The organism is Gulosibacter sediminis (genome assembly GCF_023370115.1).
GTDB lineage: Bacteria > Actinomycetota > Actinomycetes > Actinomycetales > Microbacteriaceae > Gulosibacter > Gulosibacter sediminis_A.
Genome location: NZ_CP097160.1, coordinates 2,086,136 through 2,105,536, shown reverse-complemented (window position 1 = coordinate 2,105,536; position 19,401 = coordinate 2,086,136). Strand labels below are relative to the sequence as shown.

Below are 19,401 nucleotides of genomic sequence, written 5' to 3'. Positions count from 1 at the left end.
ACCCTCAACTGTCGCGTTCACCCGTCGTTTGGCGGGCCAACACGACGACCGAGCGGGACTCACGACCATTCCCTTCGAACGAAAGATGCATTGCTATGCGTACTTACACGCCCAAGGCAGGTGAAATCACCCGCGAATGGTTCGTCATCGACGCAACCGACATCGTCCTGGGTCGTCTCGCCTCGCACGCTGCCGCCATCCTGCGCGGTAAGCACAAGGCCATCTTCGCTCCCCACGTCGACACCGGCGACTTCGTCGTCGTCGTGAACGCTGACAAGGTCGCGCTCACGGGTGCGAAGCTGGAGCAGAAGAAGGCTTACCGTCACTCGGGTTACCCGGGTGGCCTCCGCGCCGAGACCTACACCGAGCTCCTCGAGAAGCGCCCGGAGCGCGCCGTTGAAAAGGCGATCCGGGGCATGCTGCCGAAGAACTCGCTCGGCCGTGACCAGCTCAAGAAGCTCAAGGTGTACGCGGGTCCTGAGCACCCGCACGCTGCGCAGCAGCCCAAGCCCTACACCTTTGACCAGGTTGCCCAGTAGCGGCACGAAGAACGAAGGACTGAGATAGTGGCGACCATCGAAGACTCCACCGCGGAGCAGCTCACCAACTTCAGCACCGAGACTCCGGCCTCGGAAGCTGTCGAAACCACCCCGCGCCCCGCACTCACCGTGTCGGGCCAGGCCGTGGGCCGTCGCAAGCAGGCTGTTGCCCGCGTGCGCGTTGTCCCCGGTACCGGCAAGATCACCGTCAACGGCCGTGCCCTTGACGAGTACTTCCCCAACAAGCTGCACCAGCAGCTCATTAACGATCCGTTCACCCTGCTGACGTTGAACGGTGCTTACGACGTAATCGCAACGATTCACGGCGGCGGACCTTCGGGTCAGGCTGGCGCGCTTCGCCTGGGCATTGCGCGTGCGCTCAACGAGATTGACCGCGAGCACAACCGTCCCGAGCTGAAGAAGGCCGGCTTCCTTACCCGCGACCCGCGAGTCAAGGAACGCAAGAAGGCCGGTCTTAAGAAGGCCCGCAAGGCTCCGCAGTACTCGAAGCGCTAATCGGAAGGGCCAACATGGGTCGACTTTTTGGAACGGATGGTGTTCGCGGCCTCGCCAACGAACGCCTGACGGTAGAACTCGCAGTCGGCCTGGCTCAATCGGCCGCCGTCGTGCTCGCGCGTGAAGCGCGCGAGCGCGGCGAGCGCCCGGTCGCGGTTCTCGCCCGGGACCCGCGCATCTCCGGCCAGTTCATCAGCGCGGCAGTTGCCGCCGGACTCGCCTCCGCGGGCGTCGATGTCTTCGACGCCGGCGTGATCCCAACGCCCGCCGCGGCGTTTTTGACCGCCGATGTTGACGCCGACTTTGGCGTCATGATCTCGGCGTCCCACAATCCTGCCCCCGACAACGGCATCAAGTTCTTTGCCCGCGGCGGGAAGAAGCTGGCCGACGAACTCGAAGACGAGATCGAGGCCCAGCTTGAAGCCGAGCAGCTTCGCCCCACGGGCGACGGAGTCGGCCGCATCGAGCGCTTTGCCGATGCCGAAGACCGCTACGCACTGCACCTGCTTTCGTCGCTGCCGGTCGTGTACGACGACGGCCGCCCGCCGCTCGACGGCATGCGCATCGTCATCGACGGCGCGAACGGTGCCGCCGCGGGCGTTTCGCCCGAGGTGTTCGCCGACGCGGGCGCCGACGTCACCGTCATTGGTGGCGAGCCCGACGGCCTGAATATCAACGAGGGCGTCGGCTCGACGCACCTCGACAAGCTGCGTGAGACCGTCGTCTCGCTCGGCGCCGATCTCGGCGTCGCGCACGATGGCGACGCCGACCGCTGCCTCGCGGTCGACTCGAACGGTGAGGTCATCGACGGCGACCAGATCCTCGCGATCCTCGCCCTGTGGCTCAAGGGCCGCGGGATGCTCAAGGACGACACGCTCGTCGCGACCGTCATGTCGAACCTCGGCCTGCGCATCGCGATGCGCGAGCACGGCATTAACCTCGTCGAAACCAAGGTGGGCGACCGCTACGTGCTCGCCGAGCTCAACCGCCGCGAGCTCACCATCGGTGGCGAACAGTCGGGTCACGTCATCGTCACCCGCCACGCCACTACCGGCGACGGTGTGCTCACGGGACTGCTGCTTGCCTGCGTCGTCGCGTCTGAGGGCAAGCCCCTCAGCGAGCTGAAGCAAGTCATGAAGGTCTACCCGCAGGTGCTCGTCAACGTGCGCGGCGTGCGCAAGGACGAGTGCACCTCGAACGAGGCCGTTCAGGCCGCGGTCGAGAAGGTGACCCTCGCGCTCGGCGACACGGGCCGCGTGCTGCTGCGCCCATCCGGCACCGAGCCCGTCGTGCGCGTCATGGTCGAGGCCGAGACCGACGACGCCGCGCGCCTGCACGCCGACGCGCTCGCCGACGTCGTGAAGGCCGAGCTCGCGCTCGTCTAGTTTTTCGCGCAAACGGCTGCGGCCCCGACCAGATTGGTCGGGGCCGCAGCCGTTTCGCGTGGGTGTCGCTTAGTCTTCCGCGAGCTGGCCCGAGGCGAGCGCCATCTCGTTCACCTCGTGGGGGAGCGCGGCCGACTGTGTGACTTCGCCGCCGAGGTAGTCAACGACGTACATCGTCGAGGTGTTCGGGTCGCTGATGTAGACGAAGCCGCGGTCCTGCACGATCGCCGGGTGACTGGTCTGCCACTCATCGGGCACGGTCCACTCGTCGGTCACTGCGATCTCGTTGACGAGCTCGCCCGACTCGGGGTCGAAGACACGCAGGGTGCCGTCGGTGCCGAAGACGAGCGCTTCGCCGTCCTCGCCGCGGGCGAGGCCGTGCCAGGTGTACTCGGCGCCGGTGTCGACCACGTTGATCGACTCGTCGACGGTGTCGATGAGGGCGATCTGGCTCAGGTTGATGCCGCCCTCGGGGTCGGTCTTGTAGTCGCCGAGCACGGCGGTCGAGCCGTCCGCGGCAAACGCGTTGCCGGTGCGGCCGAAGTCGTCGGGCGCGTCGATCTTGTGGAAGTGGTCGCCGTGCGAGAGCAGCACGCCGTCTTCGCAGCCGGCGAGGACGAGGTCGTCGCCAACGGTGGTCTCACCGTGGATGCCGGGGCACTCGTCGGATTCGGCGATGACGTTGCCGTCGGCGTCAACGACCTGGGCGCCGCTGCGCTCCGACTCGTTGCCGACCGTCACGAACAGCTGGCCGTCGGCGAGCGGCACGGCGACGCCGTGGTGCGCATCGGCCGATTCGTAGGTCGCGGTCGGCGTGATGCTGCTGGCCTCGACCTGCTCCTCGAGCGTGGCGGTGTCGAAGATCGTGACCTCGCCCGTGCCGTCGTCGAACAGCGCGGTCTGGCCGTCGTGGTGCACGACGTGGCCGGGCGTCTCGGCGCTCGCGACGACGTCGCTGAGCACGGGCTCGGATGTGTAGGAGTGGGTGTGGTCGCCGTGCGGCTGCGTGTAGGTGCCGGCGTCGAGCACGGCCCAGCCGCCCGTCGTCGAGACGAAGACGTTGCGGTTGTCGCCGCCCGGGCTGAGGCGGTTGAAGCCGTCGATGGGCAGATCGGCGACGACCTCGAGCGAGTTCGCATCGACGACCATGATGCCGCCGTCGTAGGTCAGCGCGAGGCGGGGCTGCGGGCCCGACGACTCGGTCGCCTCGTGCTCGTGCTCGTGTTCGTGACCGTCTTCGTGGTGGTGTTCAGCCTCGGTCGACGCGGTGCTCCCGGGCTGCGAACCGGCCGCGCAGCCCGTGAGGGCAAGCGCGGCAATCGCAAGGGATGCGGCGGAGGCGAGCAGCGGCGCTCGACGGGACAGGATCGGTGCCATTGAGGCGGGTCCTTCCTAAAGAATCAGCAAATTCGATGCCGCTTCGGCGGCATTGCACGAGACTATCTGCGAATAAGAATCGTTATCAAATAGCGAGTCGCTGATATTTCGGCGCGTGGGCGCGAGGATCGTGAGCGGCGGGTGCGCGCGGGCCGCGCATCCGCTTGGCCGGCGCATCCGCTCGCGACTGCGCCCGCGCATCCGTTTGTCCGGCGCATCCGCTCTCAACTACGCCCGCGCATCCGATGCAGTTTTCTACGATCGATGCGGCTGTAACCGCAGCGAACCTAGAAAACTGCGTCGGAGTCGTCGGAGTCGTCGGAGTCGTCGGAGTCGTCGGGGCTATCGGGGCTGTCACCAGTGGCCACACCGACGGCGCGGCTACGACTTGCGGAGGAGGACCTTCGAGATTGCGTGGTTCTCGGATTTGCGCAGGATGAGCTTCGCGCGCGAGCGGGTCGGCAGCACGTTCTGCTCGAGGTTCGGCAGGTTGATCGAGTTCCAGATATCGGATGCGGTGGCGACGGCCTCGGTCGGGGAGAGATCGGCGTACTTGCGGAAGTACGACGACGGGTTCGCGAATGCGCCGCGCTGGAGCTGCAGGAACCGGTCGAGGTACCACTTCTCGATGTCGGAGGTGCGCGCATCGACGAAGATCGAGAAGTCGAACATGTCGCTCACCGCGAGCCCGCCGCCGCGCGACGGCGGCTGGAGCACGTTGAGGCCTTCGACGATGAGCACGTCGGGCGCGTTCACGACGATCTCGGCGTCGCGCACGATGTCGTAGACGACGTGCGAGTAGAACGGCGCGCGCACCTCGGGGGCGCCCGACTTCACCTGTGTGACGAAGCGCAGCAGCGCGCGGCGGTCGTACGACTCGGGGAAGCCCTTGCGCGACATGAGGCCGCGGCGCTTGAGCTCGGCGTTGGGGTAGAGGAAGCCGTCGGTCGTGATGAGCTCGACGCGCGGCGTGTCTTCCCAGCGCCGCAGCAGCTCGCGCAGGAGGCGCGCCACCGTCGACTTGCCCACGGCAACCGAGCCCGCGACACCAATGACGAAGGGAGTGCCATCGCCGCGGTCGCCGAGAAAGGAATTCTGCGCGCGGCGCAGCTGGCGCGCGTTGTTCACGTGGATGTTCAGCAGGCGGGTCAGCGGGAGATAGACCTCCCGCACCTCGTCGATGTCGATCGGGTCGCCGAGGCTGCGCAGGCGCGCGACGTCACCCTCGTCGATCGTCAAGGGCGTCGACGGTGCCAGCTCGGCCCAGTCGGCCCGATCGATCTCGTCGAACGGCGTCGACCACTTCGTGGTGGCCGGGCGCCGTGCGGTGGTGAGCATCCACCCAGCTTACTGGCAGCCAGGGCAGCACGAAACGCTGAACCCAATCGTCATATTCCTGAGCGCGGGCGCAGAGTACGCTGAACAGAGGATGAATCGCGACGTCGCGGTTCCGCCCGTATCTCACGAGGATCTGGAGGCAGTGGTGTCCGCAACTACCGCGCCGTCGACCGACTCAGCGTCAGGCGGCAATAACAAGTTCAGCGTCGGAGTCCAGAAGTTCGGCACATTCCTCTCGGGAATGATCATGCCGAACATCCCTGCCCTCATCGCGTGGGGTCTGTTCACCGCGTTCTTCATCGAAAAGGGATGGACGCCGAACGCGAGCCTGTCAGAGCTCGTCGGCCCGACCATCCACTACCTGATGCCGCTGCTCATCGCGAACACGGCCGGCCGCATGGTCTACAAGGAGCGCGGCGGTGTCGTCGCCACCGTCGCGACCATGGGCGTCATTGTCGGCAGCGACTACATCGTCGACCAGTTCAACGCGGCGCTGCCCGAGGGCGCGAGCGAGCTCGGCCAGGTGCACATGTTCATCGGCGCGATGATCATGGCGCCGATCGCGGCCTGGCTCATGAAGCAGCTCGACAAGCTCTGGGACGGCAAGATCCGCGCCGGCTTCGAGATGCTCGTCAACCTGTTCTCGGCCGGTATCTTCTCGTTCATCATGGCGATCGCGGGCTTCTACCTGCTCGCGCCGGTCGTCAACGGACTCATGACCGCCCTCGGCAACGCGGTCGGCTGGCTCATCAATAACGGCCTGCTGCCGCTGACGAGCATCCTGATCGAGCCCGCGAAGGTCTTCTTCCTCAACAACGCCATCAACCACGGCGTGCTGACGCCGCTCGGCACGCAGATGGCGTCGGTCGACGGCAAGTCGATCCTGTTCCTGCTCGAGGCGAACCCGGGCCCCGGCCTCGGCATCCTGCTCGCATTCTCGGTCTTCGGCGTCGGCATGGCCCGCGCCTCGGCACCGGGCGCTGCGATCATCCACTTCCTCGGCGGCATCCACGAGATCTACTTCCCGTACGTGCTCATGAAGCCGGCCCTGTTGCTCGCGGTCATCGCGGGTGGCATGAGCGGCGTGTTCACGAACATGATCTTCGACTCGGGCCTGCGAGCGCCCGCGGCGCCGGGCTCGATCATCGCGGTGCTGTTGCAAACCGCGAGCGATAGCTACCTCGGCGTGATCCTGTCGGTGGTCATCTCAGCCACGGTCACCTTCGTCATCGCCGCGGTGATTCTGCGGGCCTCGCGCAAGCGTGACCTCGAGGCGCTCGAGCGCGGCGAGGACGGCATGAGCGCGGCGGTCGCGAAGACTCAGCGCAACAAGGGCAAGGACTCGGCGGCGCTCTCGAGCCTCGCGGGCCAGGCCGCGGCCGGTTCGCTGCGCGACGAGGTGGCCGACCCGAATCGCGAGATCTCGAGCGTCGTGTTCGCCTGCGATGCGGGCATGGGGTCGAGCGCGATGGGCGCGAGCGTGATGCGCAAGAAGGTGAAGGATGCGGGCATCACCGGCGTGAGTGTGACGAACGCCGCGATCGCGAACCTCGACAGCTCGGCCGACCTCATCATCACGCAGGAGGAGCTCACGCCACGCGCCCGCCAGCGCCGCCCCGACGCGATTCACGTGTCGGTCGGGCAGTTCATGAACTCGCCGAAGTACGACGAGGTCGTGAACCTGCTCAAGCAGCGCCAGGACGGCGAACTCGCTCCGGCTCCGGCAGCGGCCGAGCCCGAGGCCTCGCCGTACGCCCCGGGCGAGGGTGCGGATGCGCTAGCGCCGGCCGCCGCGCCTGCCGCAGCCACCGCCACCGCCCCGACCACACCGGCGGCCGACCCCGACGTGCTCACGCTCGAGAGCATCACGACGGCGCCGACCGCGACCACCCGCGACGAGGCGATCCGCGAGGCGGGCGAGCGACTCGTCGCCCGCGGCTCGGTCACGCCCGACTACGTGGATGCGATGTTCGCCCGCGAGGCCGAGGTGTCGACCTTCATGGGCAGCTTCCTCGCGATTCCGCACGGCACGAACGACGCCAAGCAGGCGGTGGTCGCGTCGGGACTCTCGGTTGCGCGCTACCCGCAGCCGATTGACTGGGACGGCAACGAGGTGCGCTTCGTGATCGGCATCGCCGGTAAGGACGGCGGGCACCTCGAGATCCTTGCCAAGATCGCCCAGATTTTCGCCGACCAGAGCCAGGTTGACCGCCTGCTCGCGGCGCAGACCGACGAAGAACTCTACGAACTGCTGAGCGGAGTAAACGACTAATGGCCAAGACCGCAGTACATTTCGGCGCCGGCAACATCGGGCGCGGCTTCATTGGCCTCGCCCTGCACGAGGCGGGCTACGACCTCGTGTTCTCGGACGTCAACGCCGAGCTCGTCGACACCCTCAACGCCGCCGACAGCTACGAGGTGCGCGAGGTGGGCGCGAACGCCCGCACGCACACCGTCGACCGCTTCAGCGCCGTGAACTCGGCCTCCGACCCGGCCTCCGCGCAGGCGGCCGTGGCCGGGGCCGACATCGCGAGCTGCGCGGTCGGCGCCGGCGTGCTCAAGTTCATCGCGCCCGTCATTCGCGAGGGCCTGCGGCAGCGGGCGGTGGATGCGCCGAAGCTCGTCGTGCTCGCCTGCGAGAACGCGATCAACGCCACCGACACGCTGCGCGACTTCGTGCTCGACGGCGCCGAGGAGCTCGCCGACCGGGCGATCTTCGCGAACACCGCGGTCGACCGCATCATCCCGGCCGTGCACGCCGACGGCGTCGACGTCGTGGTGGAGGACTTCAGCGAGTGGGCGATCGAGCGCGGCCCGTTCGACGGCGCCGAGCCGAGCATCCCCGACGCCCATTTCGTCGACGACCTCGCCCCATACATCCGCCGCAAGCTGTTCACGGTGAACACCGGCCACGCGACGGCCGCATACTGGGGCTCGCTGCTCGGCGAGGCCTCGATCGCCTCGGCGCTCGCGAACCCACAGGTGCGCGAGCACGTCGACACGGTGCTCGGCGAGACGAGCGAGCTGCTCATCGAGCAGTTCGGCTTCGGCCACGATGAGCACGCCGCCTACGTTGCGCGCACGATTCAGCGCTTCGAAAACCCCGAGCTGCCCGACACCCCGACGCGCATCGGGCGTCAGCCCCTGCGCAAGCTGAGCCGGCACGAGCGGTTTGTCGAGCCCGCGGTCGACCTCGCGGCGCGCGGACTCGAACACGGCGGCCTGCTCGCGGCGATCGGCGCGGCCCTGCAGTTCCGCAGCGACGACGACGAGCAGTCGCACGAGCTCGGCGAGCTGCTCGAGACACGCCCGGCCGCCGACTTCGTGCCCGAGGTGATGGGCGTGCAGCCAGGCGAGCAGCTTTTCGACGAACTCGTGGCGGTCGTAAGCCGCGTGCAGCAGAGCTAGCGCGGCCCACGCCTCCGGCGCGCGCGTGAGGGTGAACGCGCGCGTCGGAGGGATGGGGCAGAATTACCCCTATGTGTGGAATCGTTGGATACGTCGGTGACCGAACCAGTCAGCAGATCCTTTTGTCGGGTCTGGCCCGACTCGAATACCGCGGCTACGACTCGGCGGGCATCGCCGTGGTCGACGAGCACGGTGCGCTGAACACCCGCAAGCGCGCAGGCAAGCTGCAGACGCTGCTCGATGACCTCGAGCAGGCTCCCATGGCAGATGGCCACATCGGCATCGGCCACACCCGCTGGGCCACCCACGGCCCCGCAAACGACAGCAACGCGCACCCGCACCTGTCGGACGGAGGCAAGCTCGCCGTCATTCACAACGGCATCATCGAGAACTTCCACGAGCTGCGCGAAGAGCTCAAGGCCGACGGCGTCGAGTTCCTCTCGGAGACCGACACCGAGGTCGCCGCGCACCTGCTCGGCCGCGAATACGCGAAGACGGGCGACCTCGTGCAGACGTTCCGCAACGTCGTGCCCCGCCTCGAGGGCGCGTTCACGCTGCTCGCGATTCACTCGAATCAGCCCGACGTCATCGTCGGCGCGCGCCTCAACTCGCCGCTCGTGATCGGCCTCGGCGACGGCGAGAACTTCCTCGGTTCCGACGTCGCGGCGTTCGTCGAGCACACCGACCGCGCGATCGCGGTGGGGCAGGAGCAGATCGTCGTCGTGCGCAAGGAGTCGGTCGAGATCACGACCTTCGACGGCGAGTCCGCCTCGGGCGACGAGTTCGAGGTGAGCTGGGATGCGTCGGCCGCCGACAAGGGCGGTTGGCCGTCGTACATGGCGAAGGAGATCGCTGAGAACCCCGAGGCGATCGAGAAGACAATCCTCGGCCGCATCGCCGACGACCACGTCAAGCTGCCCGACCTCGAGGGGCTTGGCGCCGACTACTTCCGCGAGATCGACCGCATCCTGCTCATTGCCTGCGGCACCGCGTACTACTCGGGTCTCACCGGCCAGTACGCGCTCGAGCAGTGGACCCGCGTGCCTGTGACGGTCGAGCTCGCCCACGAGTTCCGCTACCGCAACCCCGTCGTCACCGAGCGCACGCTCGTCGTGTCGCTCTCGCAGTCCGGCGAGACCATGGACACCCTGATGGCCGTGCGCTACGCCCGCGAGCTCGGTGCGAAGACCATCTCGATCTGCAACACCCAGGGCGCGTCGATTCCGCGCGAGTCCGACTCGGTCGTCTACACCCACGCGGGCCCCGAGGTCGCCGTGGCCTCGACGAAGGCGTTCACGGCGCAGGTCGCCGCCATCTACCTGCTCGGCCTCTACGTCGCCGGCGCGCGTGAGACCCTCTCGAAGGAGGAGGTCGCGGGCCACCTCGAGGAGTTCCGCCAGCTGCCCGAGAAGATGCAGCACGTGCTCGAGCACCACGACCGCATCCGCGAACTCGCGAACTGGATGGCCGACACCCGCTCGGTGCTCTTCCTTGGCCGCTCGACGGGCTACCCGATCGCGCTCGAGGGCGCGCTCAAGCTCAAGGAGATCGCCTACATTCACGCCGAGGGCTTCGCCGCCGGCGAGCTGAAGCACGGCCCGATCGCGCTAATCGAGCCCGGCCAGCCGGTGTTCGTCATCGTGCCGAGCCCGCGCCACGACAACACGCTGCACCCGAAGGTCGTCTCGAACATTCAGGAGATCCGCGCCCGCGGCGCCCGCGTGCTCGCGGTGGCCGAAGAGGGCGACGCCGCGGTACTGCCGTTCGCCGACGAGGTGTTCGCCATGCCGCTGACCGAGCACTTCTTCGAGCCGTTCCTGCGCGTGCTCCCGCTGCAGATCTTCGCGCTCGAACTCTCGACCGCGAAGGGCCTCGACGTCGACCAGCCGCGCAACCTCGCCAAGTCGGTCACCGTCGAGTAGCGGCGCCCGCATGTCGCTGATTTTCGGAATTGGCGTCGACACCGTCGAGCACGTGCGCGTCGAGCGCGCGCTGCGCGTGCCGCGCTTCGCCGAACGCATCTTTGCCGAGGCCGAACTCGCGCTGCCGCTCACGAGCATTTCCGCTCGCTGGGCGGCGCGCGAGGCCGCGGTGAAGGCGCTCGGCGGGCTGCACGGCCTCACCCTGCGCGAGCTCGAGGTGCGGCGCACCCACCTCGGCGCGCCCTCGTTCGTGCGCAGCGACAAGCTCGACGGCGTCCTCGCCGAACTCGGCGTGGGGCGCCTGCACCTGTCGATCTCGCACGATCGCGATGTTTCGACGGCCTTTGTCGTCGCGGAAGGAGCGGCGTCGTGACCCAGCGCGCCCCGGCCCCGCGCATCCACGTCGATCTCGACGCGGTGCGCCACAACCTGCGCGTTTTTGCCGACGCGGTGCAGGTGCCCGTGATCGCCATCGTTAAGGCGAACGCGTACGGGCACGGCATGGTCGAGGTGGGCCGCGCTGCGCTCGCGGCGGGGGCGAGCGCGCTCGGCGTCGCCGACGTCGACGAAGCGCTCGCGCTGCGCGCCGCCGGCATCACTTCGCCGGTCATCGCCTGGCTCGATGCCCCGAGCATCGACTTCGGCGCGGCGGTTGAGGCCGGCATCGAGCTCGGCTTCTCGAGCCCGCAGCACCTCGCGATGCTCGCCGACTGGATCGAGCGCGAGGGCCGGGTCGATGGTCCCGCGCGGGTGCACATCAAGCTCGACACGGGCCTCGGCCGCAACGGCGTGCGCGAGCCCGACTGGCCGGCCATGTTCACCCTCGCGAGCGACTACGAGGCGCGCGGCTACTTCGAGGTGCGCGGCCTCATGAGCCACTTCTCTGGCACGAGCGACGCCGACGACGCCGAGCAGATCGCCGCGTTCGACCGCGCCGCCGCCCTCGCCGAGACCTTCGGCCTGCAGCCGAGCCTGCGCCATCTCGCGGCGACGGCCGGCGCCCTGCGCTTCCCCGAGGCACGGTATGACGCGACGCGACTCGGCATCGCGCTCTACGGCCTCGACCCCATCGCGCCCGACGCCCGCTGCGGCCTCGAGCTGCGCCCTGCCCTGACGCTGACGGCGCACGTGCGCCGCTACGACGTCGACGACATGCCCCGCTGGCTGCTCGACGTCGGCCAGGTCGACGGACTGCTGCCCGTGGCCGAGGGTGAACTGTTGCTTCAGGACGAGGCTGGGGATCGCTGGCGCCTCGAACGCGTCGACGCCTGCCACTGCGTTGTCACGCCGCTCGGCGACGTCGAGCGCAGCGCGCATCGCCGCGTCACCGTCATCGGTGGCACCGCGAGTGCTGATGACTGGGCTGCCGCCTCGGGCACCATTAACTACGAGGTGACGACGCGGCTCAGCCCGCGCATCGTCCGCGAGTACCACGGGGGCGTGGCCGAGCATCCGAGCCACTCGGCCCGGCGCCGCACACCCGAGCGGCCCGCGTCGGCGTCGCCCCTGCCCGAGTTCGTGATCGACGATGCCGAGCTCGCCGCTCGGCTGCAGCAGCTCGCCGAGGCGGGCACGGCGCTCGACCTCACCGCCGACGCGTACGGCTTCGGCCTCGAGCGCGTGCTCGGACTCGCGGCCGGCCTGCGCCTCAACTACCTCGTGCGCCGGCCACACGATCTCGCCGCCCTGCGTGAGTTCGGCGTCTCGGCGACGGTCGAGCCGTTCGCACCCGCGGCGACGCGCGCCGCCTACGGCCTGGCCGACGACACCCGCGCGCCCGCCGTGCTGCGCAGCGAGCTCGCGCAGATCAAGCGCGTGCACGAGGGCCAGGGCGTGAGCTACGGCTACGAGTGGCACGCGAGCGAGACGACGACGATCGGCCTCGTGCCGGTGGGCTACGCGGATGCGATTCCCCGCTCGGCCGCGCACCGGGCCGAGCTGCTCGTGCGCGAGACTCCCGCGCCGCTTGTCGGCCGCGTCGCGATGGACCAGGTCGTGGTGAACCTCGGCGACCGCGACGGCGCTCCGGGCGAGCCGGTGCGCCTGTGGGGCCCGCGCTCGAGCGACTTCAGCCTGCAGGACTGGGCCGGCTGGACCGGCCTCTGCGTCGAGGGGCTCGTGGCCGGCCTCGGCACCCGCGTGCAGCGCCGTTCGGCCCGCGACAACGAAGCTGTGTAGGGTGCGGGCATGACGCGAATCGAGACCTCCGACGACATGGAACGCCTCGGCGCCGCGCTCGCGAGCGTGCTGCGCCGCGGCGACGTGCTCGTGCTCAACGGCCCACTCGGCGCGGGCAAGACGACGCTCGTGCGGGGCCTCGGCGAGGCGCTCGGCGTGCGCGGCGCGGTCGCGAGCCCGACGTTCGTGATCGCCCGCACGCATCCCTCGCTCGGCGACGGCCCCGCGCTGATTCACGTCGACGCCTACCGGCTCACCTCGGCGCTCGAGCTTGATGATCTCGATCTCGATCTCGACTCGGCCGTCACCGTCATCGAGTGGGGCAGCGCGGTCGTCGGCGCCATTACCGACGAGTGGCTCGAGCTCGACCTTGCACGGCCGCGCGCGGCGCAGGCTGAGCCGGCCGCCGACGACTCAGGCGACCCGGATGCGGCGGTCGAGGAGCCGCGCGAGGTCACGCTGCGCGCGGTCGGCGACCGCTTCGCCGGCGTCACGCTCGAGGCGCTGCTCGCCGACGACGGGGCGGCGCCGCGCGCGTAGACTTGGCGCCATGCTGCTCGCCATCGACACTTCCGCCGGAACCGACGTCGCCGTCGTGAGCGACCAGGGCCGCGTCATCGGCGAGTTCCGCGAGCCGAGCTCGCGTCACCACGCCGAGGTGATCGGCGCCGCCATCTCGACGGCGCTCGAGGCGGCCGGGCTCACCGCGGCCGAGATTACCGACGTCGTCTGCGGCATGGGCCCCGGGCCGTTCACCGGCCTGCGCGTCGGCGTGGCCGCGGCGCGCACCTTCGCGTTCGCGCGCGGCCTGCCACTGCATCCGATGCCGAGCCACGACGCGATCGCGCACGAGTGGCGCCACGCGCATCCCGCGAGCACCGGCCCGCTGCTCGTCACGACCGACGCCCGGCGCCGCGAGCTCGCCATGAGCCACTACCCGGCCGGCTCGGTGCTCGCCGACGGCGGCTTCGAGCTCATCGCACCCGACGCCGTGCCCGACGCCGATGCCCGAGCGGATGCGCGCCAAGTCTCGGCCGCGCACCTCGCCCTCGCGTGGCTCGCGCGGCAGGAGCAGGGTGTGCCCGCCGACGCCGACGAGATTCTCTACCTGCGCGCGCCCGACGCGAAGCCCGGCGCAGTGCCGAAGCGGGTGACCGCGTGAGCGTGCAGCTGCGGGCCGCGACCGTCGACGACCTCGACGAGATGGTCGCACTCGACCACGAGATGTTTCCGCTCGACCACTGGAGCGCGTCGGGCATGCACGACGAGCTTCGCAGCGAGCACACCCACTACGTCGTGCTCGAACGCGACGGCGCGCTCGTCGGCGCCGCGGGCGTGCTCGCAGCGCAGGGCGCGGGGGAGGCGGATGTGCAGACCATCGCCGTGCGCCCCGAACTGCGCCGCGATGGCTGGGGCACGCGCCTCCTGCGCGAGCTGCTCGCGTGGGCGCGCTCGCGCGGCGCGCGGCGCGTGTTTCTCGAGGTGCGCGAATCGGGAGCCCCGGCCCGCGCGCTCTACGCCGCCCTCGGCTTCACCGAGATCGGGCGGCGCGACAACTACTACCGCAAGGAACGGGAGGCCGCGATCGTGATGCGAGCCGACATCGACACGGCGCTCAGCGCGGCCGACGCGCGGCTCGAGCCCGCGCGGGAACCGCTCGTGCTCGGCATCGAGACGAGCTGCGACGAGACCGGCGTCGGCATCGTGCGCGGCACGACGCTGCTCACGAACTCGGTCGCCTCGTCGATGGACGAGCACGCGAAGTTCGGCGGTGTCGTGCCCGAGGTTGCGGCCCGCGCCCACGCCGACTCGATGGTGCCCGTGCTGCAGCAGGCCCTCGATGAGGCCGGCGTCACCCTCGACGACATCGACGCGATCGCCGTGACCGCGGGGCCCGGCCTCGCCGGCGCGCTCATGGTCGGCGTCGGCGCGGCGAAGGCCCTCGCGGTTGCCACCGGCAAGCCGCTCTACGGCGTGAACCACCTCGTCGGCCACGTCGCGGCCGACCTGCTGCGCGAGGGCGGCGACCCCGTCGAGTTCCCGACCATTGCGCTGCTCGTCTCGGGCGGCCACACCTCGCTGATCCGCGTCGACTCGCTCACCGGCGACTCCGAGCTGCTCGGCGAGACGATCGACGACGCCGCCGGCGAGGCCTTCGACAAGGTCGCCCGCGTGCTCGGCCTACCGTACCCCGGCGGCCCGCAGATCGACCGCGTCGCGGCCGAGGGCAACCCGAAGGCGTTCCGCTTCCCCCGCGGCCTGTCGCGCGCATCCGATCTCGAGCGGCACCGCTACGACTTCTCGTTCTCGGGGCTGAAGACCGCCGTCGCGCGCGAGGTCGAGCGTTTTGAGGATGCGGGGGAACCGGTGCCCGTCGCCGACATCGCGGCGTCGTTCCGCGAGGCTGTCGCCGACGTGCTGGTGACGAAGGCGCTCGCGGCGTGCCGCGACCTCGGCATCCCGCGGCTGCTGCTCGGCGGCGGCGTCGCCGCGAATGCGCGCGTGCGCGAGCTCACGGCCGAGCGGAGCGCCGAGGCGGGCGTGCAGCTGCACATCCCGCCCCTGTCGCTGTGCACCGACAACGGCGCCATGATCGCCGTGCTCGGCGCGCAGCTCGTGGCCGCGGGGCACGCCCCGTCGCCCGCCGATTTCGCCGCCGACTCCACGCTGCCAATGACCCAGGCACAACTCACGGAATCTTCGAGCCTGACAATTTAGGATGATGCCGATGGCGAAGGGAGCATGTCGATGACCGACAGCGAGGGCGCGAACACGCAGCGACCGCACGGCGAAGATGAACAGATTGTGCCGGCCTCGGGCGGCACCTTTGGCGTCACCGACGACCGCTCCGACTTCGGCCGGGGCCCGATTCACCCGCGCGACGCGGGCGACGACGGTGAGGCCGACGACAGTGACACCCTCGACGTCGACGGGCTCACGAACGACGACTACACCGACCGGGTGCAGCACCCCGAGCACCGCGAGTACGGCGACTACGCGGACGGCCAACCGCCGCTCGCCGGTCAGCCGTTGCCCCAGCAGCCGGGCCAGCAGGCTCCGGGCCAGCAGGCGCAGCAGCAGCCGGGGGGCTACGGCGCCCCGCCGGTGCAGCAGCCGGGCTACGGGCAGCCGCGCGAGCAGGAGTTTGCGCCGACGCAGTTCGGTGCACCCGCAGTCACCGCGGCGCGGCCGACCTTCTCGTACGTCGGGCTCGCGCTCGCGCTCGTCGCGCTGATTCTGCTCTGCTTCCCCGGCATCCTCTGGATCATCGCGGGCGCGCTCGGCGTTATCGGGCTTGTCGTCTCGGTCGTGGCGATGAGCCGCGAGCCGAACGGCAAGGCACTCGCCGGCATCGGCATTGCGGGCAGCGCGATTGCCATTGCGATCGCGATTGCGACCGCGATCGTCGTCGCGCTGTAGTCAGCCCGCGGCCAGGCCCGGGCAGCCTAGAGGAGTACTTGCCTGCCACTCCGTGATCGTCTGGTGCCGGAGACGACTTCCTCCACTTCTCCGGACTATCCCCGCGGCCGCAGTCGTCTCCCGCACATAGTGGCGCGCTCAGCGACAACTGGCGCAATCACCATCGCGCCAGTTGTCGCTGAGCGCGCCACTGCCATTCGTGCGGCGTCGCTGACAGCGCCACCTCCACTCGCACTGCATCGCTGACAACGCGACTGCTCACGCGGCAGTCACCAGAGCGCCGCTCAGCGACGGCCCCGCCGGAGCTCGCGTCCCAATCGCATCAGGTGGAGGGCTGAGCTGACCCGGGTGTCCCACAGAGTGCGTCAAGGGGTATATATCCCTCCTGATCGGATAGTGGGACAGTTGGGTCACGGGCGCGAAGCAGCGTGGGCTGGCGGTGATGCCGAGACGGACGCGGCACCTCACGCCAACCCGTTCACAACGTCACTGGGAAGAACGCCTAGGCGCGGTCAGCGAGGATCGCGACGCGGCGCTCGTCGACGCGGGTGCAGATGAGTGTCGCGGCGTTGTCGCCGCGCGGCTGCAGCTCCTTGCGGAACTTCGCGGGGTCGAGGTCGACGCCGCGCTTCTTGATCTCGAGCCGGCCGATGCCGAGCCCACGCAGCCGCTTCTTGAGCGAGCTCGCGTGCAACGGCAACACCTCGCGCACGCGGAAAACCTGCGCGAACGGCGTCTCGTGCAGCTCCGGCGCCGTCACCCAGGCGATCTCGGGCGAGATCATGTGCCCACCGAGGATGCGCGCGAGCTCGCCGATGAAGCGGCCGCGGATGAGCGCCGGATCGGGCTCATAGAGAAACTCGCCGAGCTCGCCGACGGGCGCATCGTCGCTCGCCGCGTCGGCCGAGGTGAGCTCGTGCGCGCCGTCGCGCAGCACGAGCGCGCTGCGGCACACGCCGGCCCGCGCCGTGGCGCCGAGCCAGACGGCGCACTCGACGAGCTCGCCGTCGACCGAGAGCCACTGCGTCTCGACGGGCCGGGATGTGGTGCTCGGCGGGAGCAACTCGTGCGGCAGCGCCGGGCCGAGCTTCACACCCGCCGCCCGGCCGTTCGCAGCGACGTCGAAGGCGAAGCCGAGCGACGGGCGCCAGTCATCGGGGTCGGCGAGCCGGCGAGTGCCGCCGCGCGACTCGGTGCGGCGCGCAGGGTCGAGGAACACGCCCTCGGCGCCGTCGAGGTTCGTGGCCTCGGCCGTCGAGTGCTCGACGCGCGCGTTCGAGAACGGTGCGAGGTTGAAGCTCGCGATGGCCGCCGTTAGCTCGTCGGCGTCGACCGCGAGCAGGTCGAAGCCGAGTGACGCGAACGCGAGCGAGTCGGCGCCGATGCCGCAGCCGAGGTCGGCGAGCGTGCGCACCTCGGCCCGGCGAAAGCGATCGGCGTGCCGCGCCGCGACCTGCAGCCGGGTCGCCTGCGCGAGCCCCGCATCCGTAAAGAGCATGTTCGCGGCGAACTTGCCGAACTTCGTGCGGGCCCGGCGCCGCAGCTGCAGCTGCGTGAGTACGACGGCGCTCGTGTGCGCGTCGACGCCCGCCTTGCGCAGGGTCATGACCGCGCCGACGGCATCGCTCACCGTGTCGAGCTCGGCGTACTCATCGAGCAAGCGCAGGGCCTCGGGGGTGAGCAGCACTTCCAGGTCGTCGCGATTCACCCTGCCTACCGTACTTGCCGGCGATGCCCTTCGCTCTGGGCGTACGCTCGGGCGGCTGGGTGGCACCATCAGGGAGCACCCAATACACTCGAGTTAGCACCCTCAGGGTGAGAGTGCTAACTTCAAACTTGCACAGCTCGTCAAGAGAAAGAGGATTGCCGTGTCGGTGAACATTCAGCCGCTCGAAGATCGCATTGTCATCCAGCAGGTCCAGGCCGAGCAGACCACCGCGTCGGGTCTCGTGATTCCTGACACCGCCAAGGAGAAGCCGCAGGAGGGCGAGGTTGTCGCCGTCGGCCCCGGCCGCTTCGACGAAGACGGCAAGCGCATCCCCGTGGATGTCGCCGTTGGCGACAAGGTCATCTACTCGAAGTACGGTGGCACCGAGGTGAAGTACGCCGGTGAGGACTACCTCATCCTTTCGGCTCGCGACGTGCTCGCGAAGATCGCCTAGGCTACTCGCGTAACGACCAGGCGGGCTCCCGGAATACCGGGGGCCCGCCTTTGTTGTTGCTTCGGCGTAAGCTGCCGAGGTGACCAACTCTGCAACCAGCCCCGCATCCGCACCGGAGCGATCGGGGTCGACGCAGACGACCGGCCTGATTCTCGGCATCTCGTCATTCGCGGTGTGGGGCCTGCTGCCGCTCTACCTGCAGACGGTGAAGCCGACGAGCACCTTCGAGATCATCGCGTGGCGCATCGTGCTGTCGGTGCTCTTCTGCTTCGCCGTGCTGCTCATCGCGCGGCGCTGGGGCGCATTCACGCGCATCATCAAGAACTGGCGCTCGATGCTGTTCCTCGGCCTCGCGAGCCTCGCCGTGTTCGCGAACTGGACGCTCTACGTGCTCACGGTCGAGGTGGGGCGATCGCTCGAGGGCTCGCTCGGGTACTACCTCAACCCGCTCATCTCGATGCTGCTCGGCATGGTGTTTCTGCGCGAGCGGCTGCGGCCGCTGCAGTGGGTCGCGGTCGCCTTCGCGACGGCGTCGTTCATCGTCATGGTCGTCGCCTACGGCGAGCCGCCGTGGCTCTCGCTCGCGATCGCGTGTTCGTTCGCGATTTACGGTCTGCTCAAGAAGCAGGTCGGCCGCAGCGTCGACCCGATCGCCGGGCTCACCATGGAGACGCTCTGGCTCGCGCCGCTCGGCATCGGCATCCTCATCTTCATCGAGGTGACCAGCGGCCTGACGATGGGTCGAGTTTCGGGCGGGCACACCACGATGCTGCTGCTCGCCGGCGTGATGACGAGCGTGCCGCTGCTGCTCTTCGCCGCCGCCACCGCGCGGCTCAGCCTCGTCGAGGTCGGCATCGTGCAATACGTCGCGCCGACCATGCAGTTCATCTTCGGCGTCGTGCTGCTGCACGAACCGATGCCGCCCGAGCGCTGGCTCGGCTTCGGCCTCGTCTGGCTCGGCCTCGTCTTCTTCACGATCGACCTCGTCATCGACGTCGGGCGCCGGCGGCGTCGCACCCGGGTCGAGCCTGATCCGACCGGCGAGATCAACGTCGTCTGAGCATCCGCTCTGGCCCTGACGGTGGGTGGGGAATGCCCCGCGCCGCCCCGGCGTTGGGTCGTACCATGGAGATACGCGCCCGCGTCCTCGGCGGGC

At 69.4% G+C, this 19,401-nt stretch carries 17 protein-coding genes; 14 read left to right on the top strand and 3 right to left on the bottom strand.

Annotation, left to right across the window (positions count from 1 at the left end):
• The first annotated feature begins 95 nt into the window (after positions 1-95).
• Genes rplM through glmM form a run of 3 tightly spaced genes read left to right on the top strand, consistent with a single transcriptional unit; the run spans position 96 to position 2,440 of the window.
• Positions 96-539 carry a 50S ribosomal protein L13 gene (rplM, locus tag M3M28_RS09665; RefSeq protein WP_249386267.1) on the top strand — a complete coding sequence of 148 codons (444 nt, stop codon included), beginning with the start codon at positions 96-98 and terminating at the stop codon, positions 537-539.
• Positions 540-566: 27 nt separating this feature from the next.
• Entirely contained in the window at positions 567-1,055 is a 489-nt protein-coding gene (gene rpsI, locus M3M28_RS09660; protein WP_249386266.1) for a 30S ribosomal protein S9, read from the top strand.
• Positions 1,056-1,069: 14 nt separating this feature from the next.
• Positions 1,070-2,440 carry a phosphoglucosamine mutase gene (gene glmM, locus M3M28_RS09655; RefSeq protein WP_249386265.1) on the top strand — a complete coding sequence of 457 codons (1,371 nt, stop codon included), beginning with the start codon at positions 1,070-1,072 and terminating at the stop codon, positions 2,438-2,440.
• 69 nt (positions 2,441-2,509) lie between these two features.
• Here glmM and M3M28_RS09650 read toward each other — a convergent pair whose 3' ends face one another.
• Both M3M28_RS09650 and coaA read right to left on the bottom strand, forming a co-directional pair.
• Positions 2,510-3,817: a hypothetical protein gene (locus M3M28_RS09650; protein ID WP_249386264.1), complete on the bottom strand. Its 1,308-nt coding sequence runs from the start codon at positions 3,815-3,817 to the stop codon at positions 2,510-2,512.
• Between the two features lie 381 nt (positions 3,818-4,198).
• Positions 4,199-5,155: a type I pantothenate kinase gene (gene coaA, locus M3M28_RS09645; RefSeq protein ID WP_249386263.1), complete on the bottom strand. Its 957-nt coding sequence runs from the start codon at positions 5,153-5,155 to the stop codon at positions 4,199-4,201.
• Positions 5,156-5,300: 145 nt separating this feature from the next.
• Here coaA and M3M28_RS09640 point away from each other — a divergent pair, with 145 nt between their 5' ends.
• From M3M28_RS09640 to M3M28_RS09600, 9 genes are all read left to right on the top strand, one after another.
• The gene (locus M3M28_RS09640; protein WP_249386262.1) at positions 5,301-7,427 is read left to right on the top strand and encodes a PTS mannitol transporter subunit IICBA; all 2,127 of its coding nucleotides are present in this window, start codon (positions 5,301-5,303) and stop codon (positions 7,425-7,427) included.
• Positions 7,427-8,563, top strand: coding sequence for a mannitol-1-phosphate 5-dehydrogenase (locus M3M28_RS09635; protein ID WP_249386261.1), 1,137 nt, complete (start codon positions 7,427-7,429; stop codon positions 8,561-8,563). The genes M3M28_RS09640 and M3M28_RS09635 overlap by 1 nt, the downstream gene beginning before the upstream one ends.
• A gap of 71 nt (positions 8,564-8,634) precedes the next feature.
• Complete coding sequence (gene glmS, locus M3M28_RS09630; RefSeq protein ID WP_249386260.1) at positions 8,635-10,485, top strand: glutamine--fructose-6-phosphate transaminase (isomerizing); 1,851 nt, start codon at positions 8,635-8,637, stop codon at positions 10,483-10,485.
• 10 nt (positions 10,486-10,495) lie between these two features.
• The gene (locus M3M28_RS09625; protein WP_249386259.1) at positions 10,496-10,858 is read left to right on the top strand and encodes a holo-ACP synthase; all 363 of its coding nucleotides are present in this window, start codon (positions 10,496-10,498) and stop codon (positions 10,856-10,858) included.
• The gene (locus tag M3M28_RS09620; protein ID WP_249386258.1) at positions 10,855-12,663 is read left to right on the top strand and encodes an alanine racemase; all 1,809 of its coding nucleotides are present in this window, start codon (positions 10,855-10,857) and stop codon (positions 12,661-12,663) included. Before M3M28_RS09625 ends, M3M28_RS09620 begins: the two co-directional genes overlap by 4 nt.
• A gap of 9 nt (positions 12,664-12,672) precedes the next feature.
• Positions 12,673-13,203 (top strand): tRNA (adenosine(37)-N6)-threonylcarbamoyltransferase complex ATPase subunit type 1 TsaE, encoded by a 531-nt coding sequence (gene tsaE, locus M3M28_RS09615; protein ID WP_249386257.1) that lies wholly within the window; start codon positions 12,673-12,675, stop codon positions 13,201-13,203.
• 10 nt (positions 13,204-13,213) lie between these two features.
• Entirely contained in the window at positions 13,214-13,825 is a 612-nt protein-coding gene (gene tsaB, locus M3M28_RS09610; RefSeq protein WP_249386256.1) for a tRNA (adenosine(37)-N6)-threonylcarbamoyltransferase complex dimerization subunit type 1 TsaB, read from the top strand.
• Positions 13,822-15,381, top strand: a complete 1,560-nt coding sequence (gene tsaD, locus M3M28_RS09605; RefSeq protein WP_249386255.1) for a tRNA (adenosine(37)-N6)-threonylcarbamoyltransferase complex transferase subunit TsaD — start codon at positions 13,822-13,824, stop codon at positions 15,379-15,381. Before tsaB ends, tsaD begins: the two co-directional genes overlap by 4 nt.
• Positions 15,382-15,411: 30 nt before the next feature.
• Entirely contained in the window at positions 15,412-16,083 is a 672-nt protein-coding gene (locus M3M28_RS09600) for a hypothetical protein (protein WP_249386254.1), read from the top strand.
• A 502-nt stretch (positions 16,084-16,585) separates the two neighbouring features.
• Here the strand turns inward: M3M28_RS09600 and M3M28_RS09595 are convergent.
• Entirely contained in the window at positions 16,586-17,791 is a 1,206-nt protein-coding gene (locus tag M3M28_RS09595) for a class I SAM-dependent methyltransferase (protein ID WP_249386253.1), read from the bottom strand.
• Positions 17,792-17,951: 160 nt separating this feature from the next.
• Between M3M28_RS09595 and groES the strand changes: the two genes are divergently transcribed.
• Together groES and rarD are read left to right on the top strand one after the other, a co-directional pair.
• A complete protein-coding gene (groES, locus tag M3M28_RS09590; protein ID WP_249386252.1) occupies positions 17,952-18,245 on the top strand; it encodes a co-chaperone GroES in 294 nt (97 codons plus the stop codon).
• A 79-nt stretch (positions 18,246-18,324) separates the two neighbouring features.
• Positions 18,325-19,305, top strand: coding sequence for an EamA family transporter RarD (rarD, locus tag M3M28_RS09585; RefSeq protein ID WP_249386251.1), 981 nt, complete (start codon positions 18,325-18,327; stop codon positions 19,303-19,305).
• The last annotated feature ends 96 nt before the right edge of the window (positions 19,306-19,401 follow it).